Genomic DNA, 25,608 nt, shown 5'->3' with positions numbered 1-25,608 from the left:
ACGCCACCATCCCTGTAGGACACGATGTGCAGGCCAATCGTGCGGCAAGGTCAACTGGGGAGAACGTGGGCGCATCAGGATGGTCGTACAGCGTCACCTACCAGCCGGACGTCGCCGCCGCGCTTGAACAGTTGCGTCAGGACGTGTACGCCCGAGGTGCCTACTACAGCGAGGAGCCGAACCCACTCCTTGCCCTGACCGCGGACGAGTTTCGTGCCACGCTCAATCCCGCGGGCAACGAGAGCGGGATCAACGAGTTTCTCCTCGACGAGTGGCGCGCCGCCCAGCAGCGACCCAAGCCGATTGACCCGGACACGTTGTTCGCAGCGCAGCCTGACTCCGGGACGCACTCCATCATCGATATGGCCAACGGCGTGTCGGCCGAGCCGGCGCTGTTCACCGTCTCTCCGTTGACCGACGAGCAGATGCAGGGGTTCTTCGGGACCCTGACGCCCGCGCCGGACCAGGTCATGGAGTGGATGAAGAGCGACGCCCCATACTCGGTACGCGAACGATGGCACGGCATCTACATCGTCAGTTACGTCGACGGACGTCCCGAGCAAATCCACTTCGCTAGGTTCTCCGGCGACTGAAGACACCGCGCGTGTGTTCGACGCTGGGCTAGCCGACATCTCGGTCGTCTGGTGTTAGCTCGCGGTGGTCCCGTCCAGGATGTGCAGCATTTGTTCGACTGTCAGGGCCGGGTTGGCCGCGGCGGCCTCGGCCAGTTCAGGATCATTGAGGAGTGCGGCGATCCGCGGTGCCGAGAGGCCAGGGCTGGTTGCCATCGCCTGCCGCACGGTGGCGTCCGGGTCGGTGCTGAGCCGGTCGACGAGTTCGGGATTGGCGTGCGGGTCGAGGGCAACGAGCCGCCGTACTGCCGGGTCGGGGTCGTCGGCGAAGCGGGCCAGTCCTTCGGTGGGAAACTGCGGTAGCTCGCTGAGGCGGTCGCGGCCGCAGCAGTGGTACTCCAGGAAGCAGCGCAGCAGCAGCGCTGGCGGCGCGGCCGGGTGGTGCTGGGCGAGCAGGACCCGTACGCCCAGGTCAGAGTCGTCGGCGAGGATGGTGACCGTTTCCACCGGCAACTCGGCGTTGCGGGCCGCTCGGCGGCGCAGCAGCGGATTAACCGAACGGGCCCAGCACAGCGCCTCAGTGAGCTGCGGCGAGGCATCGTCGGGATACGGGATCGAACGGCAGCGGACGTCCGCGGAGCCGAAGTGTCCGTCGTCCCGCACAGTGGTCACGTCGATGTCGATGTCGGCCCGCTGTAGCTCGGTGAGGCCAGGATGGGTGGAGACCGCAGTGCGGACCTCGACCACCGGATCATTGGCGAGCCTGACGAGTTGGTCGCCGGTCAGGTCGACGCGACCGGTGACTCCCTGCCGCACCGACGGGTCAGGGTGGCGTAGCAGCGTCTCGACCACGTCCGGCGGGACCGTCGGGTTCTCACCCATCACTCGCAGCGCAGCCGTGTCGCCGCTGGCGAGCACGTGATCGACCAGCGCCCGGGAGAGGGGACGCTGCAGCACGTACCAGAACGTGTGACAGTGCTGATCCGGCAGATCCGCAGGCTCCATCACCTGCTGCCGGTGCGCGACGGATGCCACGGCCGCCGCCCGCACCTCGGGCGCCTCATCGTCCAGCAACGCCTGGCGCGACCGCTCGTCCAGCCAGTACAGGGAACCGGCCGCGAACCGGCGCACACCCGGCCGGGGGTGCGCGGCGGCCAGCCGGAACAGACGCCGGTCATACCCCATTGCGTCGAGCAACTCGCCGATCAACTCCTCCCGCGTGAACGGCATGTCGGAGGGTCGGCCGTCGAGCTCGGCCAACAACCTGACCAGCACGTCGTCGGGTAGCGGCTCCTGTCCGGGTCGGCCAAACGCGCGTATTCTCACCCGCCACGCCGGATCAGCCAGCAGCTTGGCACGCACCAGAGGGTCGACTCCCGGGTGGGCGGCCAGCGCTCCGCGGATCCTGGGCGAGGGATGGCGCAGCATCGCATCCCGCACCGGCGGTGGCAGCTCGCGGCGACGGCGTAGCCCCTCGCACACCTGCTCCGGCCATGTCTCCACCAGTCGGAGCAGCACGCTACTCGGTGCTGCTGGGTTCCTCGCCAGACCACGCAGCAACGGCGAAGGCGACGAACACCGATCCAACCAGGCATCCCCGATCACCGGCCGCACCTTACGCCCAGGCAGGTCGCACCGAAGCCCGCTTATCGGCCTCTGGACTCTCCGCTATTGCGGGGCGACGGGTCGGAGGTCGTCAAGCTTGATCACCCTCGCCACCTCGCTCAGGTCACTGCCCAGCTGGTGATCGCGCCCGGGCAGCAGGTGCAGCTGTGCCTGCGGGATGACGCGGATGTAGAGGTCGGCATGCGACGGTGGAGCAGTTTCGTCCTGGAGTCCATGGAACACATGCACCGGCACGCCTTGCGGCAGCCTCGCGCCGAGGTTGTGCGGCGGCTCGAACTCGCCGCCGGGCCAGCCACCCGCACCGACGAACGGAGCGGCGATCAGCACGATCGCCTTGAGCTTCCGCTCCGGTGGCCGCTCGGCGAGCGCGTTGATGAGAATCGTCCCGCCCACTGAATGGCCGGCGACGACCGCCCCGTCGTCCAGGGCCGCGATCTCCCGCCGGATGGCCACGCTCCACTTGGCGAAGCTCGGGTCGCCCTCGTCGGGCATGCGCGGGTAGCGAACCTCGTACCCGTCCCCGAGCTCCCGCCTCAAGCTGTCGAACAGCTCGTTGTCCCATTCGTCGTGCACGTCGGCGCCGCCACCCTGGATGAACAAGATCTGCGGGGTCACCGCCATGACGATCCTCCTGGGCACCGCCTGCGGGAAGAGCAGCGACGGCCTCGCGGAGTTGGCCAGCTCGCCACGCCAACGCTTCGCGAGAACGGTTTCCGTCTGCAGCGGACAACAACAAAGGGAAGCGATCCCACTTTAACGTATATCGCACCGGGGGGCTTGCCGCAAGACCCGGGTCTTGCCGCAGAATCGTCGGCCGGAGCCAGGAACGGACGAAGAAATGGGGCACGACGTGCGTGTGTTGTTGTCGACCTATGGGGGGCGCGGTGACGTCGAGCCACTGGTGGCATTGGGGGTCAGTCGAGTGCAGCGGACGACGGCTACCTCGGAGGTATCGCGATGATCGAGCAGTACGTGTTAGGTCTCCAAGAGGTCGACGAGTCGCAGGTCGCGATCGTTGGCGGCAAGGGCGCGCACCTGGGGGCGTTGTCGCGGATCGAGGGCATCCGCGTGCCGGCCGGCTTTTGCGTGACGACGGACGCCTTCCGGCGGATCATGGCCGAACGGCCGTCGATCGACGATCGGCTCGACCAACTGTCGCGCCTGAACCCGGGCGACCGGGAGGCGATCCGCACTCTCAGCGCGGAGATCCGTCGGACCATCGAAGGGATCGTCCTCCCCGACGATGTGGCGGCGGCAATCACCCGGGCCCTCACCCAGCTCGGTGAGCGAACTGCCTACGCCGTCCGATCCAGCGCGACGGCAGAGGACTTGCCGACGGCCTCCTTCGCCGGCCAGCAGGACACGTACCTGAATGTCATGGGGTCGGCGGCGATCCTCCAGCACGTCAGCCGGTGCTGGGCCTCGCTCTTCACCGAGCGGGCGGTGACCTACCGTCAGCGGAACGGCATCGACCCCCGCTCGGTCCACATGGCCGTTGTCGTGCAGCAGATGGTCTTCCCGCAGGTTGCCGGCGTCCTCTTCACGGCCGACCCCGTCACGGGCAACCGGAAGGTCGCCACCGCGGAGGCCAGCTTCGGCCTCGGCGAGGCCCTGGTCTCCGGGCTGGTGAACGCGGACGCCTACAAGGTCCGCGACGGTGAGATCATCGACAAGGCGATCGCCACCAAGCGGCTTGCCATCCACGCCCTGCCGACCGGCGGGACGCAGGAACAGGCGATCAGCTCGGAGCAGCAGGAGCAGCCGGCGCTGACGGATGCACAGGTCGTACGGCTCGTGCAGCTCGGGCGGCGGATCGAAGCACACTTCGACCACCCGCAGGACATCGAATGGTGCCTGGTCGACGATGACTTCCAGCTCGTCCAGAGCCGGCCAATCACCACGCTGTTCCCCGTTCCCGAGACCGGCGACGGTGAGAACCACGTCTACGTCTCCGTCGGTCATCAGCAGATGATGACCGACCCCATGAAGCCCCTGGGGCTCTCCATGTGGCAGCTGACGGCCATGGCGCCGATGCACGGCGCCGGCGGGAGGCTGTTCGTCGACGCCACCCGGGCCCTGGCCTCGCCCGCGAGCCGCGCCGGCCTGCTGGAGGCGGTGGGGAGGGGCGATCCGCTGATCAGGGACGCGCTGGAAACAGTCCTCGACCGCGGCGACTTCGTCCCGACGCTCCCCGATCAGGGTCCAGCAGGGCCGCCCGCTGGCGGCTCGCCCGCCCCCATCGAGACCGATCCGGCCATCGTCACCGAGCTGATCGAGCGCAGCCAGGCATCCATCGCCGCGCTGCGGCGCGACATCCGGACGAAGACCGGACCGGCACTGTTCGACTTCCTGCTGGAGGCCTTTCAGGAGCACAAGCGAGTCCTCGGTGATCCATTGAGCATGCAGGCGATCATGGCGGGGATGGAGTCCACCTGGTGGCTCAACGACCAGCTGCAGGAGTGGCTGGGCGAGAAGAACGCGGCCGACACCCTCACGCTGTCCGCCCCCGGCAACGTCACGTCGGAGATGGGACTGGAGCTCCTGGACGTCGCTGACGTCATCCGCCCGTACCCGGAGGTGGTGGCCTTCCTGCAGGAGGTCGAGGACGAGGGCTTCCTGGACGAGCTGGCCAAGCTCCCTGGCGGCCAGGAAGCGCGCGACGCCATCGAGGCCTACCTCGACCGGTACGGCATGCGCTGCGCCGGCGAGATCGACATCACGAGGCCACGCTGGAGCGAACGCCCCACCACGCTCGTGCCCGTCATCCTCGACAACATCAGGCACTTCGAGCCGGGCGCTCGCAAGCGACGCTTCGAGCAAGGGCGACAGGAGGCGCAGAAGAAGGAACAGGACGTCCTGGAGCACTTGCGGGCCCTGCCGGACGGGGAGCGGAAAGCCGAAGAGACCAAGCGGATGATCGACCGAGTCCGGACCTTCATCGGCTACCGGGAGTACCCGAAGTACGCCATTGTCAGCCGCTACTACGTCTACAAGCAGTCCCTGTTGGAAGAGGCCGAGCGCCTCGTACAGGCCAACGTGCTTCGCGAGAAGGAAGACATCTTCTACCTCACGTTCCAGGAGCTTCACGACGTCGTGCGCACGAACCAGGCCGATGATCAGCTCATCCACCGCCGGAGGGACGCGTTCAGGTCGTATCAAGCGCTCACACCGCCCCGGGTGCTCACGTCGGAAGGTGAGGGCATCACCGGGGCGTACCGACGCGACGACGTGCCGACCGGCGCGCTGGTCGGCCTCCCGGTTTCCGGCGGGATCGCCGAGGGCCGAGCCCGCGTCATCCTGGACATGGCCGAGGCCGATCTCGAACCAGGCGACATCCTGGTCACCGCCCACACCGACCCGAGCTGGTCACCCCTGTTCGTCGGGATTGAGGGGTTGGTGACGGAGGTGGGCGGCCTCATGACCCACGGCGCGGTCGTCGCCCGGGAGTACGGCTTGCCCGCCGTCGTCGGTGTGGAGCATGCGACCAAGCTGCTCCGGGATGGGCAGCGGATTCGCGTGCACGGAACCGACGGGTACATCGAGATCCTGCCTTGACGGCCACCGACCGAGCAGGCGGTTCATAGCGTCCGGCCCGAAGCAACGCTAAGCAGGGTCCACCGAACTACAGCGCCGTCCAGTAGGCGCGCCCGCCGCCGGGTGGTCGGGCAGGCTCAGCAGGCGCCGCAGTCCCTGGCGGCGCCGGCGAACAGCCTGGCGGCGGGCGGCGTCACGTTCGATGTCGTTCGTTCACCAGATGTGGCAGCGGCGGCGTTACCGGCACCTCAGTGGGCAAGTCGCGATCAGGCGCCACGGCACCTGTTCGGCCTGTGACCATGGCCTGGTGAGTCAATACACCGTTTCTCCAGAGATTTCGAGGTGTGAGTAAGACGGTCATTCGTCGCGGTGGGCTGACTGCCGGATGTCACTGAAAATGGACACGCGAGTGCGATGGTGGCGGGGCGCCTCGATCTCGTCGATTGTCGCTACGGCCAAGTCGGCGTACGAGAGATGTGCGACCTCCCGGTCCGGGACGTGCTCCCCGCCGACCTGGTAGCGGCCGGTGCGTGGGGCGTCCATGTGCAATGCGGCGGGTGGGGTGAGCATGAGCCAGTCGACCATCGTGTCTGCTGCCTGGAGTCTGTCCAGACCGGCCGTGTGGGCAAGGGCGAAGGGTCGGAACTCGCCGGGGAGTACGGCGGGATCGTCGAGCAGGAGCCGACCTTCCGCATCCTTGAGGTTGGCGAACAGGCCGATCACGATCAGTCGGGGTACGCCGGCTTGGGACAGTCCGTAGAGGAGAGCGTCAGCGGCCTTGACGAAGAAGCCCGGATCGAGGTCGAGGGTGGCGAGCGCCTCTGGTCCGGATGCAGGGCTGACCGCGTGGACCACGGCGTCGTGGCCGTGCACGATCGCGGAGACTGATTGCGGGTTGGTGACGTCACCGCGTACCGCGGAGGTGATGTCGGGGTATTTGTTGGGGTTCCGGACTATCGAGGTAACGTGATGTCCACGGCGGTGCGCCTCGGCGGCTACGGCGCGACCCGCCCGGCCGCCGGCTCCGAAGATCGCGATGCTGGTCATGGCGCGACGCTAGTCGGCTGGGGGCCAGTTACTGCAACGGTACTGGGGTAGGTTCGAGCGGTGACGTTGAAGCTTGACGCGGACATGTTCGATCCAGCGTGCCCGTCGAGTGTGCTGCCGTTCCAGATCGGTGACAAATGGACTGCGATGGTGGTGCTGTGCCTTGAGCATGGGCCGCGTCGGTTCAGTGAACTCCGGGTGCCGTTGCGGACGGTCACGCCGAAGGTTCTGACCGAGACACTGCGCGCCATGGAACGGAACGGCACCGTCACCCGTACGTCTTACGACGAAAACCCGCCGCGCGTTGAATACGCACTGACGCCACTTGGTCGGAGCCTGCTGACTCTTATCGAAGCTGCGCGGTCCTGGACCAGAGAAAACAAGTCCGAGCTGGTGGCCGCCCGCAAGTCGTATGACTCGCGCTTGCCGTGATTCGTCAGAGGCGAGGGCGCTAAAGCGCCCTGAGAGCAAAACTCCCGTGAGTCGAGAACTGTAGTTCGCCGGTCCGGAGCCGCCGCGGCTACCGGAGGCTGCGGTCTTGGTTGGCGCAGCAGGCATCAGTGCAGCCGGGGCCGCAGCCGCAGCTCGCCGCGCCGTCGGTCTCGCCGCCAACAGCGGGCAGGGCGCAGTCGTCGCACTGCTCGCCGCGCCACGCCTCGACGCCTTCGCGGACGGCGACGGCGGCGATGACCAGCGCCGCGATGGGATCGGCCCACCACCAGCCGATGGCGGCGTTGGCCAGCAGCCCAACGAGCACGATCGCGGACAGGTACGTGCAGAGCATGGTCTGCATGGAGTCGGCGACGACGGTGGCCGAGCCGAGCTCGCGCCCGGTGCGCCGCTTGGCCCAGACCAGCAGCGGCATGACGACGACGGAGACGGCGGCGATGCCGATCCCGATCGGCGACGTCTCGGCCCGCTCGCTGCCGAGCAGGCTGCGGGCGGCGTCGACGGTGACCCAGGCGGCCAGAGCGAAGAACGACACGGCGATGAGTCGCAACGCCAGGCGCTCGCGGTTTTCAGGGACGCGGGAGCGGAACTGCCAAATGACGACCAAGGCGCTGGAGACCTCGACGAAGGAGTCGAGGCCGAAGCCGAGCAGCGCCGTCGAGGACGCCGCCGCGCCAGCGGCGACGGCGAAGACGCCTTCGAGCAGGTTGTAGCCGGCTGTGGCGTAGGCCAGGTGCAGGCTGCGCCGATTGAGCTGAGCGCGCCGCGGTGGGCTTGGTGCCGTGCGAAGCGGGACGCTCACCTCGTCACCGCAGGGGTGTCGGTGCCGTAGGTGGGGCAGAGCGCGACGGCGGAGCCGGTCGCGGCGAGCACGCCTTCGGCGGCTTGCAGGAGATCCATCAGCTCGGGCCTCGTGAGGGCGTAGAACGACTGCCGGCCCTCGGCCCGGTAGTCGACCAGGCCGCAGTCACGCAGGCAGGCGAGGTGCTTGGACACAGTGGACTGGGCGAGGCCCAGCTCGCCGGTCAGGTCCACGACCCGGGCCTCCCCGGCGGCCAGCCGCGCCACGATCCGCAGCCGCGTCTCATCGGCCAGGGACCGGAACAGCGCTACCGCAGGGCTCATCCCGCCCGCAACTGCCGCAGTCACACACCCGTCATCCATCATCGCCATGGCGCGATAATAGCCCAGTCAGGCGATGCCGGGTGGCGGACCCTTCGGGGTCGGGCCGCCATAAACGCGTGGCGGACTATGCAGCGCTGTTCAATCCGCTGGCCGCGTCCTTGATCAACGATGCCACCGCACCGGGCTGGGACACGTAGATCGCGTGACTTCCGGCGACCTCCACCACCGTGGAGCCGGTACGCTCGCTCATTGCCCGCTGCGCGGGTGGCGGGATCATCCTGTCCTCGGTGGCGACCAGGTACCAGCTCGGCTTGCCGCGCCAGGCGGGTTCGGTCACCTGACCGGCCAGCGCGTCCGCGCCCCACGGCACCTTCGAGGCAGCCATGAAGGCGGCCTGCTGCGCGGGGAGGTCGCCAGCGAACGAGTCGGCGAATTTCTCCCGGTCGAGCATCAGGAGACCGTCCCTGGGAGGCAGGATCGGCGGCACGGGGGCGCCGGGCGGCGGGTTGGCGATCAGAGTGTTGACGGATTCCCCCTTGTCCGGGGCGAATGCCGCGATGTAGACCAACGCAGCAACCTTGGGGTGGTTTCCCACCTCGCTGATGACGACTCCGCCGTAGGAGTGGCCGACGAGGATGACGGGCCCGTCCTGCTCATCGAGGGTCCAGTTGGTGGCGGCCACGTCGCCCGCAAGCGAGGCAGTCGAGTTCTGCACGATGCTGACGTTGTAGCCGTCGTTGGTGAGCTCGTCGTAAACGGCCTGCCAGCCGGACCCATCCACGAAGCCGCCGTGTACGAGGACGACGTTCTTTGTCGTCGAGTCTGCACTCACTGTGTTCCTCCTGTTGCTGAGCGACGCCGTCCGGCGCGACGTTGACAGTAGGGCGACCCAATGACCGCCGTTCAGTCATTTGACTGACATCTGGGCGGGCCCAGCGAGGGGCGAAACGGCGAACCCCGGCCAAGCGTGCGCCCGTTGTGGCATCGACCAAACTCGGCCCAGCGGGTAATTACCTGCTTTTCCCGCCTCCATGCCTGGATGACGTCACGGTCGCGCCCAACCGCTGCGCACCATCCAGCGGCGGCGCTTACCCGGCGGCCGGCAGATCAGCGACCCGTGTGCCGAGATCAAGCTCCAGCGGCCCCCGGGTCTGAAAGCCCCGGCCAAACAACTCCTTCGACCGGTCCTGCACCTCCGGGGCGGCGACCAACTCCTGGAACCGGCGGCCGTCGGCGCGTACGGCCTCGGCCGGTGGCAGTGTCAGCTCGTTGATCGCCCGCTTCGTGGCCTGAATCGCCGCCGGGGGAAAGGACGCGATCCGCCGGGCAAGCGTGGCCACGAACTCATCGAGCTCGGCGTCCGGCAGCGCCCGGTTGATCCACCCATACCGCTCCGCAAGGTCGGCGTCCGCGTCCTGCGCGCCGAGGATCATCTCGAGGGCCCGTCCTCGGCCGAGCCGACGCGCCAGATGTTGTACGCCACCAGCCCCGGGCGCCACGCCGAAACCGCACTCGGGCTGGCCGAGCAGCGCGTTCTCCCGTGCCGCGAAGCACATGTCGCAGGCGAGCACGAACTCGCTGCCCGCTCCCCGAGCCCGTCCGCGCAGCTTCGCGATCGTGACGACCGGCACCTCGCTCAGCTTGCGCAGCACCATCCCGAGAAAGGCGTCCTGCGGACCCCCGCCCGCTTTGGCCGCCTCGGCCGTGTACTCGGCGACCTTGGTCAGATCGACGTGAGAAATGAAAAAGTCCGGGTCGGCGGTGTCGAAGACGACTACCCGTACCTCTGTGGCTCTGGTCAGGCGATCAAGCAGAGTGACCAGGTCCCGCACGAACTCCGGGCCGATCATGTTGATCGGCGGCGCGTCCAGCGTCACCGTCAGGACGCCGCCGCTCAGCTCGGTACGCAGGGTCTCGAACGAGGTGTTCATCCGCCTGCTCCTCTCCGTCGCGCGACCGAAGCCGCGGGCAGCGGCCGTGAGATCCGCGGGGGCGACCAGCGCCGGGGCCTCACGTCACGCGACGGGTCGGCGCCCGATGGTCGCTGTCGATGGTACGGACTGGCTCCGCCCGGCCGTGGCGCTTCGCCAGATCCCCAGCGCGCACGCGCGACTCCTCAGGGGCGGGCGTCGAGCAGGCGGTCGAGGCTCACCGCCGTGCCGATCAACGAGAGGTGGCTGAACGCCTGCGGGAAGTTGCCGGTCTGCTCACCGGTGGGTGCGATCTCCTCAGAGTAGAGGCCGAGAGGACTGCTGTAGGTGAGCATCTTTTCGAAGGTCAGCGTGGCGTCGTCGAGCCGTCCGGACTCGGCGAGGGCCCGGACGTACCAGAAGGTGCACATGGTGAAGGTGTTCTCCTGGCCGGGAAGGCCGTCGGGCGAGGCGGTCGGGTCGTATCGGTAGACCAGGCTGTCGGACACGAGATCCGCGTCCATCGCCCGCAGCGTGGACTGCCACATCGGATCCATTGATGAGACCAGTCCGACGCCGGGCATGGCGAGCAGCGACGCGTCCAGGACGTCGGTCGCGTAGTTCTGCACGAAGGCACCGCGTCCGGGGTGGAAGCCGCGGGCCATGATCTGGTGGTAGATCTGATTTCGGTTTTGCACCCACCGGGCGGTGTCGGCCGGTCGTCCGCTTCGGTGCGCGAGGCGGACAGCCCGGTCAAGGGCGACCCAGGACATCAGCCGCCCGTAGGTGAAGTCCTGGCGGCCGCCCCGGGTTTCCCAGATCCCGTCTTCGGGCTCGTCCCAGTGCTCGCAGACCCAGTCGACCAGTCGCACGGTGTTCAGCCACAACTGGTGAGAGGTCCGCAGACCAAGGCTGGCGGCTTCGTGGAGGCCATTGAGTAGCTCGCCGTAGATGTCGAGTTGCAGCTGGTTCGCGGCGGCATTGCCGATCCGCACGGGCGCTGATCCGCGGTAACCCTCGAAGTGGTCGAGCACCTCCTCGGAGAGATCGGGTGAGCCGTCGACGCGGTACATGATCTGCAGCGGCACCTCCCGGTCCCTGGCCTCCCGGACCCGTTCGTCGACCCAGTGGATGTACTGCCACGCCTCCTCGGTGAAGCCCAGCTTGAGCAGGGTGTGTATGGAGATTGACGCGTCGCGGATCCAGGTGTAGCGGTAGTCCCAGTTGCGCTGGCCGCCGACCTGCTCGGGCAACCCGGCGGTGGGGGCGGCGATGAGCGCGCCGGTCGGCGCGTACGTCATGAGCTTAAGCGTCATCGCCGACCGCTCGACCATCTCTCGCCAGCGGCCGGTGTAACGGGAACGGCCCAGCCAACGCCGCCAGAAGTCGCGGGTTTGCTCCAGCAACTCCTGCACCTCGCCCGGCGTGTAGAAGCGTGGTCGGTCAGGCGACACTCCTGTTTCCAGAACGGCACCCCCGGCCTCGCCCTCGCGCAGCGTGGCTATGGTCCAAAGGCCATCGTCCTTGCGCTGGACTCCCTGCTCGCCGGGCTGGGTTTCGGGGTATCGAACGAGGCTCACGGCGAGGGAGAGCGCAGAGCTGCGGAAAACGTGACCGGCGGGGTACGCGTCGAGTTGGTGCGGGTCCCGCCCGTAGTTGAAGCGGGGTTGGCAGTCGACACGGAACCGCATGACACCTCGGACAACCCGCAGCATCCGCACCAGGCGGTGGCGGTCGGTGGGCTGATCCCCCGCGACGGGCATGAAATCCACCAGCTCACCCACGCCGTCCGCGCTCAGGAAGCGGGTGATCAGGATCGGCGTGCCGGGCAGGTACAGCTGCTTACTGACGTAGTCGACGCCCTCTGGCGACACCTGGAAGTACCCACCCTTGTGCCGGTCGAGCAGGCCGCCGAACACGCTCGGCGAGTCGAACCGAGGGGCACAGAACCAGTCCAGCGTCCCGTCCTTCGCCACCAGCGCCGCGGTCTGCAGATCACCGATCAAGCCATGGGCTTCCAACGCAGGGTACGAATCCACCCATGCCTCCCCAAATTATCTCAGCGTTACCAGACTACTTTGTACCGGACGAAGCACCTATAACGCACCACTGTGCCTGATGATCTTCAAACAGCCATTGGGCGCGGTAGGCATGCCGCCAGCCGCTGATTGGCTCTCGACCTGTAGAGGCCCGCCAGGGAGATTGCAGATCTGATGCCGTACTTGAGGGAGTTGTGATGCAGGTAGCCGTGGTGACCTTCGACGGGTTCAACGAGCTCGACAGCTTCATCGCTTCCGCGCTGATCAACCGGTGCCGGAAGGACGGCTTGGAGGCCTTCATTACGACGCCGACGCCGGTGGTCACGTCGATGAACGGCGTCGAGGTGACTGGGCAGCGCCCGATGGAGTTCGTGACCGAAGCCGACGTCGTGCTGATCGGGAGCGGGGTGAAGGCGCGAGACGTGGTCGCCGACGACCAGCTGCTCTCCAGGCTGCTGCTCGATCCCTCGCGACAGCTGATCGGTGCGCAGTGCTCCGGCGCGCTGGTGCTCGCCCGGCTCGGGTTGCTGGCCGGCATGCCGGCTTGCACGGACAGGACGAGCCGGCCCTTTGTCGAAGCCTGCGACGTCACCGTGCTGGACGCGCCGTTCCACGCCGAGGGAAACGTCGCTACGGCGGGCGGTTGCCTTGCGTCCCAGTATCTCGCCACGTGGGTGATCAGCCGAATGCTCGGGGAGGACGCCGCGCACGACGTCCTCGATTACGTGGCTCCGGTCGGCGAAAATCAGGAGACTGTCGAGCGCGCCGTACAAGCCGTCCGCGCAGGTGAGGTTGCACTGCGCTGACGCCCCCGCGATGAGCCCTCCTGGGCCGGCCCGCAGTCAGAGCGGCGACTCCTGAGCGCAATGGACGGGTTTCGTTTCGGTGGCTACCGTCGAGTCGGCGTGTACGACAGGTGTCCGACTCCCGTCGTAGGCTGCATCTCGCACGTGATGGGCAGGAGGCTGAGGTGGCCGAGGTGATGGTGGCCGAGGTGATGGCCGAGCTGGCCGAGCTCGAGGACCCGAAGACACGCGAGGTGAACGAGAAACACGGTGACGATCACGGTGTGCACCTCGGCAAGCTGCGCGCGCTCGCGAAGCGGCTGAAGACGCAGCAGGAACTCGCGTGCCAGCTCTGGCAGACAGGTGACACCGCGGCGAGACTGCTGGCGATCTTGATCTGCCGCCCGAAGGCGTTCGAGCGTGACGAGTTGGACGTCATGTTGCGCGAGGCGCGCACACCCAAGGTGCACGACTGGCTCGTGAACTACGTGGTGAAGAAGAACCCGCACTCCGAAGAGCTGCGCCTGGCCTGGTCCGCCGATCCGGATCCAGTGGTCGCGAGTGCCGGCTGGGCGCTGACCACCGAACGCGTGGCGAAGAAGCCCGAGATCCTCGACCTCCCAGGACTGCTCGACATCGTCGAGACGGAGATGAAAGACGCCCCGGATCGCCTGCAGTGGGCGATGAACCACTGCCTGGCTCAGATCGGAATCGAGCACGCCGAGCACCGCGCCCGTGCAATCGACATCGGTGAGCGCTTGGAGGTGCTCAAGGACTACCCGACTTCCCCGGGCTGCACCTCTCCGTTCGCGCCCATCTGGATCAGCGAGATGGTGCGCCGACAGCACGGTAGGTAGAAAGGTCCGAACCGGCTTCGTTCAGCCCACGAGCGCTCGTACGACGTCGGGCCGGTTCAGGGCCGCGACACACCAGGCGAAGTGGCCGTCACTGCCCTGGGCGTCGTAGGCGTTCGCCGTGATCAGGGAGTACGCTGCACGGTAGACCAGGAGCGCCTCCCGCTCATAGCCCAGCCGCTTCTCGATGTGCGCGTAGAGACCGAGCTCGGTGTCCAGGGCGTGCTCCCCGTACATGTCGAAAATCGAGGCTGCCACGGAGGCGTCGAACACCGGGTCGCCCTCGGTCGTGAGGAAGCCCCAGTCAAGAACCGCAGTAGGACCGCCGGCGTCGTTCACCAGGATGTTGCCCAGGATCATGTCGCCATGGACGACGGACCGCCGTCCGCTGTCGACATCACGCAGGCGGTCCTGCAGCGCGTTGAGCTTCTTGTCGAGGTCCTCGACAGCCGGGTCGAGCACCGGCCGGAATCGGGCGACGCGACGCTTCACCAACGCGTGGACCGCCTCCGGGAAATCGTCCTCCGCGTCGTAGAGCGACACGTCCTCATCCATGACCGACAGCGCTCGCCCCTCGGGCAGGGGACCACTTCCCGCCAACTGAGCCAGCACGTCGACGAACGCCGACCTGGCCTCGTCAACGCTGATGCGACCGGCCTCCAGTTGGTCGGTCATGGTCGTGCCAGCCAGCCGCTGCTCGATCGTGACGCAGCGGTCCTCGATCACATGGACCTCGTGGATCCGCGGGACCGCGAACTCGAAGGGCTTCCCGGCCAACGCGCCGTAGAACACCCGGGTGCGCTGCAGCGACACCTCCGACTGGCCGAACCAGACCTTGGCGACCCGCTCCTGGTCGATCTCGTAGACAAGCCCTTCCATCCCCCGACCGAGCAGTCGGGGGTCCGCCTCGCCCGTCCAGCGGTGCAGGAGCCGGACCACTTCGTCACTGGTCGGGTAATCCATAAGGCCGCATTCTCTACCCCCGCACGTGGGCGGGCCGGTCGTGGACGGTGACTCGCGCCCCCGCACGCGCCTCAGCCGGCGTACACCGCTATTTGTCGAAGCGGATCTCGACCCGGCGGTTCTTCGCCCGGCCGGCCGGTATGTCCCTGCCTTCCGGGGTGGTCTCCACCGCGATCGGCTCGCTCTCGCCGTGACCGGCGGCTTGCATGGTCACCGGAACGCCGGCCAGCAGCGCCGCGAGCGCGACCCGGACGGTCTCGGCACGCCGCCGCGACAGTTCCTGGTTGTCGGCCGGGTCACCGATTCCGTCCGTATGCCCGTCGATCCGGACCACGCCCTTGGCCTGCTGACGGATCCGGTCGGCGATCTGTGCCAGCCGCTGGTGCGCGGCCGGGGACAGGTCGGCCTTGCCGAACGCGAACAGCACGTCCGCGCCGAGGGTCAGTTCGACCCGATCGGCGCTCTCGGCCTCGGTGCTGTCACCCTCGACGCTGCCGGTGACGACGAAAACGTCCACCGCCGGCGCCACCACGTCGACCACCGGAGCGGTCACCTGCCCGTCGTCGGCTTCCAGCCGTGGCCCGCCCACCGCGATCGTCGGCGGGTCGAATGCGGCTCCGGGCGCCGCCCACGCCGCCGTCGGGCAGAGGAGCAGCAGGCCGACGACGATCGTGACTGTGACCCGCCCGAGCGGACGGCTAACCGAGCGGGACATTCTCGAACACCGGAATCTGCGGGATGGCCAGGTCGACGGCGGTCACGTCTGCCGGCGGAGCCCCGAACGTGGCGAAGAGTTCGGCCGCCTGCTGCGGCTTCACGAACACCGCGTTCAAGTTGGTCGAGGCGAGAAACTCCTCGTTGGCGTTCCGCGCCACCAGGTACTGCTTGTGGTTCTTCCGATCGAGCAGGTAGACGCCGGAGAAGCTCTGCTTGCCGCCGACGCTTCTGGTTGACCCGGCGAAGGCGTCGTTGATCTGCCAACCCAACGAGGAACCCTGACCCTCCGGCGTCAGGTTCGTCACCCGGACGTTGACCGTCACGAACCCTTGGTCCCGGCGCGGCCCAAACAGTTCGACCTTGAGTGGCACGACATGGCCCGCGTGGCTGACCTGCGCCTCCACCGTCGCGATCACCGGTGCCCGCTCGTCAGGCTTTCCCGGCGCCCCACCGCCTGCGGCGGCCTGCTCCCGTTCCGGCTTCGACCCGGGCATGCAGCCGGTGGTCAGCAGCGTCGCGGCCAATGCCAGCGTGATCGCGGTCATCGCCTTGGGCAATCGCACGGTGGTCCCTTTCATTCGTGTCCCTCTGAGGATCAAGCGATGACCGCTCCCCCACCCGCGGCAGGGTCACGAAGTGTCACTGCCGCGGGTGGGGTGCGATGCGGCTGCCCGTCAGAGGCATGGGCGCCGAGGCGATACGCACCCTGCCCCTCGACGGACAACGGGTCAGGCGCTGTCGAGGGCCCAGGCGCTGCAGGCATACGGAGAGCCATTGGCGCCATCGGTGAGACAGACCCGGTAGCGCACGTCTCTGCCTTCGGGAATGTCGTAGTCGTGGACCGCTGTCCAGCCGTTGCCGTACCCGTTGTAGAGACCGCTGGACGGGGTGACCCAGTGCCAGCTCGAGTTGTAGTACTGCTGGAGAAATCCCTTGACGCCGTGGCCATCTGCCTCGACGTCGAGAACCTTGAGGATCTCGTCACTCGATACGAAGTTGACTTCGCCCGAGCAGAACTCGCCGCCGTACCACACGGTGCACACGGATCCGCTGGCCTGGGCCGGCTGCGCGGACAAGCCCACCATGAGGGTCGCGCTTGCGATGACTGCCATTACGGACCACTGTCGCTTGGCCATCGTGCTCCTTCTTGTCGTCGGGTGCTCGTCCAACGTTCCTCAGCAGTCGGACCGCTTCGCTGCGTTGTCGTTCCACCATGCGGCCTTGTCCTCGCTACCGGAGACGTAGTGAATGTCGTCCCACAGGCGGATGTTGAACAGGTAACAGCCCCGGCTGCTGGAACGTTCGTTGAGGTCATAGGAGCCACCCTGGCTGGCCCGCCGGGTGGTGCAGTTGCCGTTGCCGGACGCCTGGACGCTGTAACCGGCGCCGGTGAAAATGTCATGGAGCACGACGTTGACGTGCGCGCCGTCGGCCTGGACGTCGCAGACCTGGACGATGTCCCCGTCGGGCCAGAAGTCCACGCGGCCACCGGGATCGCCGTCGTTGGTGTACATCCAGTAGTGCGGTCCCGAGTACGCCTGGGCCGGACTGGCGATCACCGCCGATGCCGTCAGGGTGGCTACCAAGGCGACCAACGCGGTCGCAATGCGTCGTAGATTCACTGCGTACTCCTTTTTGAAGGGTGTGCACGGCGTCCCGTCACGGCAGCCGCAGGTTGGATGATTTCCTCCACCGAATGCAGTCCGCTTGCAACCGCCTTGCAGTGCGACGGTTCGAGACGTACTGATACTGGGCCCCGGCAAAGTCGTCAGCTGATGCCCCGTAAGGCCGTCTGAGGATGGACGCATTTCCACTGTGCCGACGGACCGGTGCTGACCGGCGGTGGATGCGGGGCGGTCACCCGCCCCGCACCCACCCCACCGCCGTCAGCCGATCGGCGTCAGCGTCACATCGCGTCGTACCGTGCCGTACGGCGCGTCGAGCCGTTGTTGCGCGGTGCCGGGGAAGTGACCGGCGGCGTCGACCGCCAGGTCCCACGTACCGAGGGGCACCCGCAGCGTGAAGGTGCCGGTGGCATCGGTGACGGCCTCCTCCTCGACCTCCTCCAGCCGCAGGAACTCCACCGTCGCCCCCGCCAGCGGCGCGCCGGTCGTGGCATCGGTGACGACGCCGGTGACGGTGCCGGGCGGCAGGAACCGCACCGACTGTCCGGAGCGCAGCCACTCCTCGTTGTAGCTGTACTCCTGCGCGTACGAGGAGTCCGCGTCCTCGATGCCGACGGTGGCGCCGGCGCCGCGCCCGGCCGCGGTGTCGGGCAGGGACCGATGCTGCACGTCGATGCGGCCGTTTTCGTGCAACACCACGTCGACGCTGACTCGCCCACCGTCGAGCAGCATGTCCTGCCAGGAGACCATGAAGCGCCGGTTCGGCGCGGTGCCGGCGGTGCCGTGGGCAACCCGGGACGACCCGTCCATGGCCAGGCTGTCCCAGAAGGCGTAAACCGCCGCGTCCGGGGCGGACGCGCTGTTGCTGGGCAGCGTGCTGTTGGAGCCGCTCTGGTAACTCACCGGCTCGAACGTCAGGTAGCCGTAGCGGGACACGAACGCCGTGCTGAACTGCTGGCCGTACAGCCGGAACGGGAACGGCAGCGGGACCGCGGTCGGTGCCCCGTACTCGCTGGTCGTCACCGTCGTGGTGGCGAAGCTCGGCTCCACCGCGCCCAGCAGGCACTGGTGGCCAAACCCGTCGGCGCCGTCGATGACGCCCATCGGGGAGACCACCGTGATGTCGTTGACCGCGTCGCCACCGATGATCGTGGGCAGGTAGAGCCGCCCGTCACGCTGACAGCTGTTGACGCTCGCGTAGACGTACGTGGCCACGTCGGACTCGGGGACCTTGGTGAACCGGTACGCCCCGTCCGCTGCGGTGGTCATCCGCACCGTCGGCAGATCGCTGTGCGCGAGCCACACCTCGGCGCCTCGCACCGGCTGTCCGAGTGAGTCCCGGATGACGCCGCTGACCGTGCGCTCGTTGAGTGACAGTCGCACGTCGTGGCGCATCCGCTCCCCGCTGGTGTCGAGCACGATGGTGGAGCGGTGGATCCCGAAGGTGACCAGCGAGACGTCCACGGTGTACGTGCCCAGCGGCAGGTGCAGCACGTATGTGCCGTCGGCCGCCGCGGTGGTGGTCACCGCGGAGGTGTCCCCCGTGACCGCCGAGATCAGCGCGTTGGCGGCCGGTGACCCGTCCGGCTTGGTGACAGTGCCGTGTAGGGATCCGGCCGCCCGGAACGTGATGGCGCTGTTCGGGCGAAGTGCCGCCACATCGCGGGAGTATTCGAGCCCGATGGTGCCGGCCTGGTTCTCCACGCCGACGCTCGCTCCCGCGCCCCGGGCCACGGCACCTGTGGTCAGGTCGCGGTAGTGCACGGTGACCGCGCCGGTCTCCGAGAGCTCGATGGCGAACGTGACCCGCTGCGTCCCGTCCTCATAGAACGTCACGTTGCGCCACTCGACCACGAACCTCCGGTCGGGTGCGGCACCGTAGCTGGCGGTGCGCACCTCCGCCTGGGCGTCGACGATCAGGTCGTCCCAGAACCCGAAGACCGCCGCATTCGGGGTGGACGGGTTGGGCACCTCCCGGTTGATGGAGTTGTCGGTGGCCCGGTCGAAGGTGAGGAATCCGTTGGTGGCCACCCACATGGTGGTCTGGTTGCGGCCATAGAACGGCACCGGGAAGGGCAGGTTCACCTGCGTCGACTCGTCGTCGCCGGTGAGCGCCAGGGTGGTGGTGCCCGCCGGGAACGGCGCCGTCGTGCCGTTGCACTGGTAGCCGGAGGCGTCCACCTGGGCGGGCGGGCGCAGGTCGACCGTCTCCGCCCCGTCCACCGTCACCTGCCGGCTGCCCGCGCTGAGGCAGCGGCCCGCCCCGAAGGTGAGGGTGTACCCACCGACCGGCACGCCGTCGATGCGGTAAGCGCCGTCGGGCCCGGTGACTACCGCGGGCAACGGTGTGGCCAGCAACTTCACCGCGATACCGGGGGTGCCCAAGCCGCCCGGGTCGCGGACCACGCCGGTGATGGCGTGCCGCGCCAGCGCGACGAGGTTCAGGTCGGTGGTCGCGGTGCTGTTGGCGGTCACGGTGGCGGAGATGGCGCCGTCGCTGAACCCGAACGCTCTGACCGACAGGGTGTAGGTGCCGGGCGCCACGGTGACGGTGTAGCGGCCGGCGGTGTCGGTGGTGGCCACCCGCTCGGTGCGGTTGGGCCCGTTGAGCCGCACCGACGCGCCGACAACCGGTCCGGCGGGCCCTCGGGCGACGCCGGTCAACGTACCGCGGGGGCCGTGCGGCGCGGCGACGACCGCGGCGTGCACGTCGAGCCGGCCCTTGCCCCAGACGGGATTGTCGGCCACTGTGCCGCCGCACTGCGTGTCGGCGACGTCGACCGCGCCGCCATCGAGCAGGGCCCGGGTCGCGGGGATGTTGCCGATCAGTTCCGGTGCCGCCGACCACAGCAGCGCCACCGCCCCGGAGACGTGCGGCGCCGCCATCGAGGTCCCGTTGTACGCCTCGTAGCGTCCGCCCGGCACCGAGGACACCACGGCGACGCCGGGCGCGGCGATGTCCGGCTTGATCTCCGCGGCGGCCGCGCCGCGGCTGGAGAAGTCCGCGATGGCGTTGTCGGCGTCGAACGCGGCCACCGCGTACGCCTGGGTGTAGTCGGCGGGCGAGCCGACAGTGTCGCAGGCGGGGCCGCTGTTGCCCGCGGAGAAGACCGGCATGATGCCGACGTCGATCCACCGGCTGACCACCTGGCTGTAGAACGGGTCGCTGACCGGCGAGCCCCACGAGTTGTTGACGATGTGCGGGGCGAGGTCGGGACGGAAGGTGAAGGTGTCGTCGAACGGCGCCATGACCCATTCGCCGGCCAGCAGCAGGGCCAGTTCGGTGCAGCCGCCGCCGACGCAGCCGCGGGCGGCCACCCAGCGCGCGCCGGGCGCGACGCCGATCTGGGTGCCGTCGCCGTCGTCGCCGACCATGGTGCCCATGGTGTGCGTGCCGTGGCCGTGGGTGTCGCAGGGCGCGGTGAGGCACTGACCGTACGGGTCGTACCAGTTGAACCGGTGGTCGAACACGCCGTTGCCGACGTTGCCGCGATACTGGCGGACCAGCGCGGGGTGGTCGAACTGCACGCCGCTGTCGATGCTGGCGACCACGATGCCCTCGCCGCGCACGCCGAACTGCGACCACACCTGCGGGGCTTTGATGCGGTCGATGTTCCACTCGACGGCTGCCGCCGCCGCGGTTCGCTGCGCCGGGGTCGGTTCCGGCAGCTGGAAGGTGCGCATGGTGCGTACGGTGCGCACCTCGGGCCGGCCGGCCAGCTCGGCGGCGAGCTTCGCGTCGGCGTGCTCGACGTGGACCGCGTTGACGATCCAGAACGGATGGTGGTCGACCTTGCGTTGGGTGAGCAGCTGCCGGATGTCGCGCTGGCTGCGCTCGGCCAGCGTGGACAGGGTCCGCTGCCCGTAGGCGGTGCGCTGGGCATGTGTCCGCAGCCCGCGGGCCGCGCTCAGGTCGGCGCTCTCGGCCAGCTCGACGATCAGATCGGCGGTGCGCCCGCCGGTCAGCGCCTGGCGCGCCGCCGGTTGGAGCTTGTCGGCCGCGGCACCAGCCGCGGGAGCGGGAGCGGTCAACAGGGTCGTTGCCAGTACGACGGCCACCGCGGCGGCGAGCCACCGCACGGGCCGCGACCGTGGCGCGGAAGGGGAGGTATGCATGGAGTCCTCGTCTGGGCGTGGGGCGGTGGCGGACGCGCGTGCGCCCGCCACCGCCGGAGAGGGAATCAGCCGACGTGCGTGTCGAGGTACGACAGCGCCTGGTTGGCGGTCAGCCCGGACAGCGCCGGGAGGTTCGCCTTGCCGAGCTCGGTCTCGATGACCGAGGCCAGCGCGCCACCACCAGCCGCCCGGTCGGCGGCCGCGTAGTCACGTAGCAGCGTCTCCACCTCGGCGAGCATCTCCGCCCTCACCACTGTGGCGTCACCGTCCGGTGTGCCGACGGTCTGCAGCACCGGTTGCAGCGTCTGCATCGCGTGGGCGGTTCGCCGGCGCAGGTCGTCGTCGGCGGCCATCAGCGCGATCGCCCGGTCGCCACCGTCGGCGTAGACGACCTCGTAGTGCCGTAGCGCCGGGGTACGCCCGTCGGCGAACAGGTCCCGTACGTGCAGCAGCGCGCCGAGCACCGCGTCGACGCCCGGGCCCTGCGGCTCCAGGCCCTCCGGGCCCACCCCGGACAGCGACGTGTCGGCGATGCACAGGCAGTCCTGCCTGGCCTGCTCGTACACACCATCGACGCCGACCGCGGTCCACGCCGCAGCCGACTCTTTGGCCTCGGCCGAGCCCTTGCCATAGAGCTTGTTGGCGGACTCGATGAAGCCGACCCGGGAGTCGGTGAACCGGGCCCGCGGCGACAGGTAGGTGGTCAGGGTGCGGTAGGCGATCCGCGCGGCTTTGTCGATGCCGATCTTCTGCGACAGCAGGTAGAACGCCTTGTTCTGGATGCCCGAGTTGGTGTGCACCCCACCCATGTCCAGGCAGCTGCGCTCGAAGTCGCGATAGTGGCCGGGATCGCCGTACAACGACGGGTCGGCCATGCTGCGCAGTGCACCGCCGGGGATGCCGGTGCCGACCAGCCAGTCGTTGCTGCCGGTCGCGAACTTCTCCACGGCCTCGGCGAAGATGTCGGAGAAGCTCTCGTTGAGAGCCCCGGACTGGTACATGTACCACAGGTCGGCGGTCTCGAAGGTGACCCCGTGCGTCATCTCGTGCGCCACCACGTCCAGCTTGGTCATCTCCTCGCCGAAGAGCATCGTGTCGATGACATCCGGCACGAACGCCGCGTTGCGCATCGGCTCATCCGGGTCCTGGCGGACCCGGACCAGCGCCCGTAGCTGCCCGCCGGAATCGTCGAAGCTGTCCCGGCTGAACGTCTGCTGGTAGTAGTCGTAGGTGTGGCCGAGGTTGACGTACGCCTCGTCCACGTCCTGGATGCCGCTCGCTCCGTCGCCCTCCTTGCGCTTCGGGAACGCCGGCACCTTGTCGTCGGAAAGCTTGTTCAGGTCGTAGATACGCCGGTCCTTGGCATGCGCGGAGCGCGGCAGCGCATACACCAGCCGCCCGGTCGCCGCGTCGACGAAGTACGACGTCGACACGCCCTCACCGACGTCGGTCAGCCACACGTGCCAGGCCAGCACGGTCGGCGTACGGCGGCCCGGGTCCGCCGCGGCGGGCAGCAGGTACAGCTTCGCCGGCTCCACCAGCGAGCCATCCGGCAGCGCGACGCGGGCGTTCGCCGTCGCGGTCTGCGCGCTGACCGAGGCGCTGCGTCCGTCCACGACCAGGTCCGGCTCCAACGAGTTGGTCAGGAACTCCACCGTGCGCCCGGCGGCGTCCAGGTGCACACCGACCCGGGAGCCGTAGACCGGCACCCCGCCCACGTGCTGCTCGAACCACACGTGCCGCTCGCCGGTGCGCTCCCGCTGCTCGCGTAGCGGCCGTAGCTGGGCACTCGCGTCGGCCACGCCGAACAGGCCCGAGTTGCGCCGCAGCCAACCCGGCACATCCCCGCCGAGGCGGCTGGCCAGGCTCAGCATCGACGGTGTCCCCCGCCACGGCTCGAACGCGACGACCGGCGCCTGTCCCTGCTCGGTCCCGACACGTGCGAGGGCGTCCGCGACCCCGGCCCGCTGGTAGCCGCCAGGCGCCGGCGTCGGGTCGCCCGCGAACGGCACCACCCGCTCGGCCGGGGACCGCGCCGGCTGCGCCGCAGCGGGCTGCCCGACCACCATGCCCGCAGCCACCACCACCAGGGCCAGCACGCCGGCCCGGGCCGGCGTGGCCAGCCGCCTCGCCGCGCGTGGCGCCAGCGCGGCCGCAGCCAGCTGGGCGAGCGACGCCCAGGCCAGCGCGGCCAGCGCAGCGAGCCAGGCGGGCGACGCGAGGTGCACCAGCGGATCCGTCGCGGTGGCGGCGCCCGTGGCGGACAGCCCCCCGATCAGGGCCGCATAGCCGCCCGCGACCAGCGCGGCCTGACCGAGTGACCGCCGGCGGCGGCCGGCCCGCCAGGCCAGCAGCACCGCCGCTGCCAACGGCCCGGCCACCAGCAGCGCCAGCTTCGAACCGCTCAGCAGCATCGAGATCGGGTACAGCCGGCCGCCCGTGGCGCCGATGCTCCAGTCCAGCGGCGCGCCGGTGCTCGCGGCGACGGCGGCGGCAAGCCCGGACAGGTCACCGGCCAGGTAGGCACCGACCGGCCCGGCCGCGCCGCCGGCCAACGACCGCAGCACCAGCCAGCAAACGATCACGGTCAGCGCCGTGGCGAGCAGAGCGTCACCGCCGGCAACCAGCCACGGCCGCAGACGGCGTACAAACACAGGCACGATGAACCTCCCCAGTGGACACGGTGCCGCGTCAACCCCCGTCAGGGAGATGGATGACGCTCCCACCGATGTATCGGCCCTCATGAGTTTCAGGCGTGCGGAGGATCGCGCCATCCGCTTGCAGAACGCCTGCAGACGGCTTGCGGTGCGACGGCCATACCGAACGGCCGGGGAGTGTCCAGGTGGAGCTGTCCTGGCGGCTGGCACTGCACCTGGGCGAACGTCGGTCTCCATGCCGCGGCAGCGCTCGCGGGCGTCGATACGCCATCACGCCGGCGCAGGCTAGAGCGCGAGGTCGTCCAGGTTGACAGCGTCGGCCATGGCCTCGGCACCCTTGTCGTTCAGGTGCATGCCGTCGCCGCTGTCCAGCGCGGGGTGGATGTAGTCGGGGGCATCAGGGTTCGCGACGGCTCGGGCCACATCGAAGACGGCGTCGAAGGCGTCGGTCGTACGGATCCAATCGTTCACGTCGCGTCGGATGGCAAGGCCCTCCGGCGTGCTGATCCCAGGGTCGGCGCCTGCGAAGGGACCGATGGTGGCGGCGAGGATCTTCAGGCCGGACCGGTGGGCACGGTCGGCCAGAGCGGTGAAGCCTTCGATGAGGGCGTCGGCGGTGGCGGGAGGTTCGCCCAGCATGCCGGGCAGACCGAGGTCGTTGATGCCGAAATGCACCAGGACGTGGGTCAGGGCCGGTATCGAGAGAACATCCGGTCGAATCGCGCCAGCGCGTGTTCGCCGACCCCGTGGCGCAGGAGGCGGTTCCCGGCGATGCCCTGGTTGACGACCCACCCTCGCACGAGGCGCCGGTTGAGGAAGTCGACCGAGCGATGGTTGGCGCTGGGTGTGGTGCCGACTCCTTCGAACCAGGAGTCGCCGAAGGCCACGGCGATCGGGGTGTTCGGCGGGGCGAGCACGTCGACGCCCGAGATGTAGAACCTGCCTTCCACCTGCTCGGCCCTCGGGAATGCGGAAGACGTGACGTGAGTCCCGTCGACTATCCGAGCGAACTCCGCAGGCTTGTGGGAATAGGTGGCCAGACCGGTCTTCTCCGGAAGGTGCAGGCTGACGACCAGGTCCGCGCCGGCGGCGACGGGAAGATTGACCGGGTCGGCGACGGCCTCTTCGCCCGCCGCGATGACGCACTGCTCAGAGCCGTCGAAGGTGAGGGCAGCCTGCCGGTGACCGACGGCCACCGTCGCCGCGGCGATAGTCAACGGCGTGCGGCCGTAGCGGTTCGTCAGGCGCACGCGGAGGGCTTCTCCGCCGCCGGCCATGTGCAGCACTTGACGTACGGTCTGGTCGGCGAAGCCACGGGGTTCAGTCAGCTTCTCGACCCTGAGGGGCCGAGCTTGCGGATCGTGACGGCTCGTGGTGATGAGCACGAGGTCACGCCGCGTTCGGCAGGCTGACGGCTGCCCAGCCTGTAACACCGCGTGCGGCGATGTTGCGGGCTGCGTTCCGGTCGGCGTGCTCAGCGAAGCCGCACGACCGGCAGTGGAAGGTGGATTGGTTGGGCCGGTTGGCCTTGGCGACGTGTCCGCAGGCGGAGCATCCCTGCGAGGTGTACGCCGGGTCGACGTGCACG

General features: G+C 68.8%; 22 protein-coding genes. 4 read left to right on the top strand and 18 right to left on the bottom strand.

Translation table 11 applies throughout. The annotated features are described in order from the left end of the window. Nucleotides 1-647: 647 nt before the first annotated feature. Nucleotides 648-2,090, bottom strand: a complete 1,443-nt coding sequence (locus ABZV00_RS10060) for a hypothetical protein (protein ID WP_355603808.1) — start codon at nt 2,088-2,090, stop codon at nt 648-650. A gap of 150 nt (nt 2,091-2,240) precedes the next feature. After that, nucleotides 2,241-2,819, bottom strand: coding sequence for an alpha/beta fold hydrolase (locus ABZV00_RS10055; RefSeq protein ID WP_355603805.1), 579 nt, complete (start codon nt 2,817-2,819; stop codon nt 2,241-2,243). Nucleotides 2,820-3,155: 336 nt separating this feature from the next. Between ABZV00_RS10055 and rph the strand changes: the two genes are divergently transcribed. Next, a complete protein-coding gene (gene rph, locus ABZV00_RS10050; protein ID WP_355603802.1) occupies nt 3,156-5,753 on the top strand; it encodes a rifamycin-inactivating phosphotransferase in 2,598 nt (865 codons plus the stop codon). A 336-nt stretch (nt 5,754-6,089) separates the two neighbouring features. On the opposite strand, the gene ABZV00_RS10045 is transcribed toward rph, so the two are convergent. Beyond that, entirely contained in the window at nt 6,090-6,779 is a 690-nt protein-coding gene (locus ABZV00_RS10045) for an NAD(P)H-binding protein (protein ID WP_355603799.1), read from the bottom strand. Between the two features lie 60 nt (nt 6,780-6,839). Here ABZV00_RS10045 and ABZV00_RS10040 point away from each other — a divergent pair, with 60 nt between their 5' ends. Further along, nucleotides 6,840-7,211: a helix-turn-helix domain-containing protein gene (locus ABZV00_RS10040; protein ID WP_355603796.1), complete on the top strand. Its 372-nt coding sequence runs from the start codon at nt 6,840-6,842 to the stop codon at nt 7,209-7,211. Between the two features lie 88 nt (nt 7,212-7,299). Here the strand turns inward: ABZV00_RS10040 and ABZV00_RS10035 are convergent, their stop codons facing one another. From ABZV00_RS10035 to ABZV00_RS10015, 5 genes are all read right to left on the bottom strand, one after another. After that, a complete protein-coding gene (locus tag ABZV00_RS10035) occupies nt 7,300-8,031 on the bottom strand; it encodes a cation transporter (RefSeq protein WP_355603793.1) in 732 nt (243 codons plus the stop codon). After that, nucleotides 8,028-8,402 (bottom strand): metalloregulator ArsR/SmtB family transcription factor, encoded by a 375-nt coding sequence (locus ABZV00_RS10030; RefSeq protein WP_328418139.1) that lies wholly within the window; start codon nt 8,400-8,402, stop codon nt 8,028-8,030. The genes ABZV00_RS10035 and ABZV00_RS10030 overlap by 4 nt, the downstream gene beginning before the upstream one ends. A 76-nt stretch (nt 8,403-8,478) precedes the next feature. After that, the gene (locus ABZV00_RS10025) at nt 8,479-9,186 is read right to left on the bottom strand and encodes an alpha/beta hydrolase (protein ID WP_355603790.1); all 708 of its coding nucleotides are present in this window, start codon (nt 9,184-9,186) and stop codon (nt 8,479-8,481) included. A gap of 256 nt (nt 9,187-9,442) precedes the next feature. Continuing rightward, nucleotides 9,443-10,285, bottom strand: a complete 843-nt coding sequence (locus ABZV00_RS10020; RefSeq protein ID WP_355603787.1) for an enoyl-CoA hydratase/isomerase family protein — start codon at nt 10,283-10,285, stop codon at nt 9,443-9,445. Nucleotides 10,286-10,470: 185 nt separating this feature from the next. Beyond that, nucleotides 10,471-12,303, bottom strand: coding sequence for a glycoside hydrolase family 15 protein (locus tag ABZV00_RS10015; protein WP_355603784.1), 1,833 nt, complete (start codon nt 12,301-12,303; stop codon nt 10,471-10,473). 197 nt (nt 12,304-12,500) lie between these two features. On the opposite strand from ABZV00_RS10015, the gene ABZV00_RS10010 reads away from it, so the two are divergent. Together ABZV00_RS10010 and ABZV00_RS10005 are read left to right on the top strand one after the other, a co-directional pair. Further along, entirely contained in the window at nt 12,501-13,109 is a 609-nt protein-coding gene (locus tag ABZV00_RS10010) for a DJ-1/PfpI family protein (protein ID WP_355603781.1), read from the top strand. A 164-nt stretch (nt 13,110-13,273) separates the two neighbouring features. Next, nucleotides 13,274-13,945, top strand: coding sequence for a DNA alkylation repair protein (locus tag ABZV00_RS10005; protein ID WP_355603778.1), 672 nt, complete (start codon nt 13,274-13,276; stop codon nt 13,943-13,945). Between the two features lie 21 nt (nt 13,946-13,966). Here the strand turns inward: ABZV00_RS10005 and ABZV00_RS10000 are convergent, their stop codons facing one another. The 10 genes from ABZV00_RS10000 to ABZV00_RS09955 form a co-directional block, all read right to left on the bottom strand. Beyond that, nucleotides 13,967-14,905 carry a phosphotransferase gene (locus ABZV00_RS10000; protein ID WP_355603776.1) on the bottom strand — a complete coding sequence of 313 codons (939 nt, stop codon included), beginning with the start codon at nt 14,903-14,905 and terminating at the stop codon, nt 13,967-13,969. Between the two features lie 88 nt (nt 14,906-14,993). Then, the gene (locus tag ABZV00_RS09995) at nt 14,994-15,620 is read right to left on the bottom strand and encodes an OmpA family protein (RefSeq protein WP_355603773.1); all 627 of its coding nucleotides are present in this window, start codon (nt 15,618-15,620) and stop codon (nt 14,994-14,996) included. After that, the gene (locus tag ABZV00_RS09990; RefSeq protein WP_355603770.1) at nt 15,604-16,185 is read right to left on the bottom strand and encodes a hypothetical protein; all 582 of its coding nucleotides are present in this window, start codon (nt 16,183-16,185) and stop codon (nt 15,604-15,606) included. Before ABZV00_RS09990 ends, ABZV00_RS09995 begins: the two co-directional genes overlap by 17 nt. Before the next feature lie 165 nt (nt 16,186-16,350). Beyond that, nucleotides 16,351-16,758 carry a hypothetical protein gene (locus ABZV00_RS09985; protein WP_355603767.1) on the bottom strand — a complete coding sequence of 136 codons (408 nt, stop codon included), beginning with the start codon at nt 16,756-16,758 and terminating at the stop codon, nt 16,351-16,353. 39 nt (nt 16,759-16,797) lie between these two features. Beyond that, nucleotides 16,798-17,244 (bottom strand): hypothetical protein, encoded by a 447-nt coding sequence (locus ABZV00_RS09980; RefSeq protein ID WP_355603765.1) that lies wholly within the window; start codon nt 17,242-17,244, stop codon nt 16,798-16,800. Between the two features lie 264 nt (nt 17,245-17,508). Next, nucleotides 17,509-21,327: a carboxypeptidase regulatory-like domain-containing protein gene (locus ABZV00_RS09975; protein ID WP_355603762.1), complete on the bottom strand. Its 3,819-nt coding sequence runs from the start codon at nt 21,325-21,327 to the stop codon at nt 17,509-17,511. A gap of 101 nt (nt 21,328-21,428) precedes the next feature. Continuing rightward, complete coding sequence (locus ABZV00_RS09970) at nt 21,429-24,023, bottom strand: M4 family metallopeptidase (RefSeq protein ID WP_355603759.1); 2,595 nt, start codon at nt 24,021-24,023, stop codon at nt 21,429-21,431. Nucleotides 24,024-24,305: 282 nt separating this feature from the next. Then, nucleotides 24,306-24,695 (bottom strand): GDSL-type esterase/lipase family protein, encoded by a 390-nt coding sequence (locus ABZV00_RS09965; protein WP_355603756.1) that lies wholly within the window; start codon nt 24,693-24,695, stop codon nt 24,306-24,308. 11 nt (nt 24,696-24,706) lie between these two features. Continuing rightward, nucleotides 24,707-25,405: a hypothetical protein gene (locus tag ABZV00_RS09960; RefSeq protein ID WP_355603753.1), complete on the bottom strand. Its 699-nt coding sequence runs from the start codon at nt 25,403-25,405 to the stop codon at nt 24,707-24,709. A gap of 4 nt (nt 25,406-25,409) precedes the next feature. Continuing rightward, nucleotides 25,410-25,608, bottom strand: a 199-nt coding sequence (locus ABZV00_RS09955; RefSeq protein ID WP_355603750.1) for a zinc ribbon domain-containing protein, incomplete at its 5' end; no start/stop codon positions are given.

Source organism: Micromonospora sp. NPDC005173, from assembly GCF_040608515.1.
Taxonomy (GTDB): domain Bacteria; phylum Actinomycetota; class Actinomycetes; order Mycobacteriales; family Micromonosporaceae; genus Micromonospora.
This window is presented reverse-complemented; position numbering and strand designations above follow the sequence as displayed.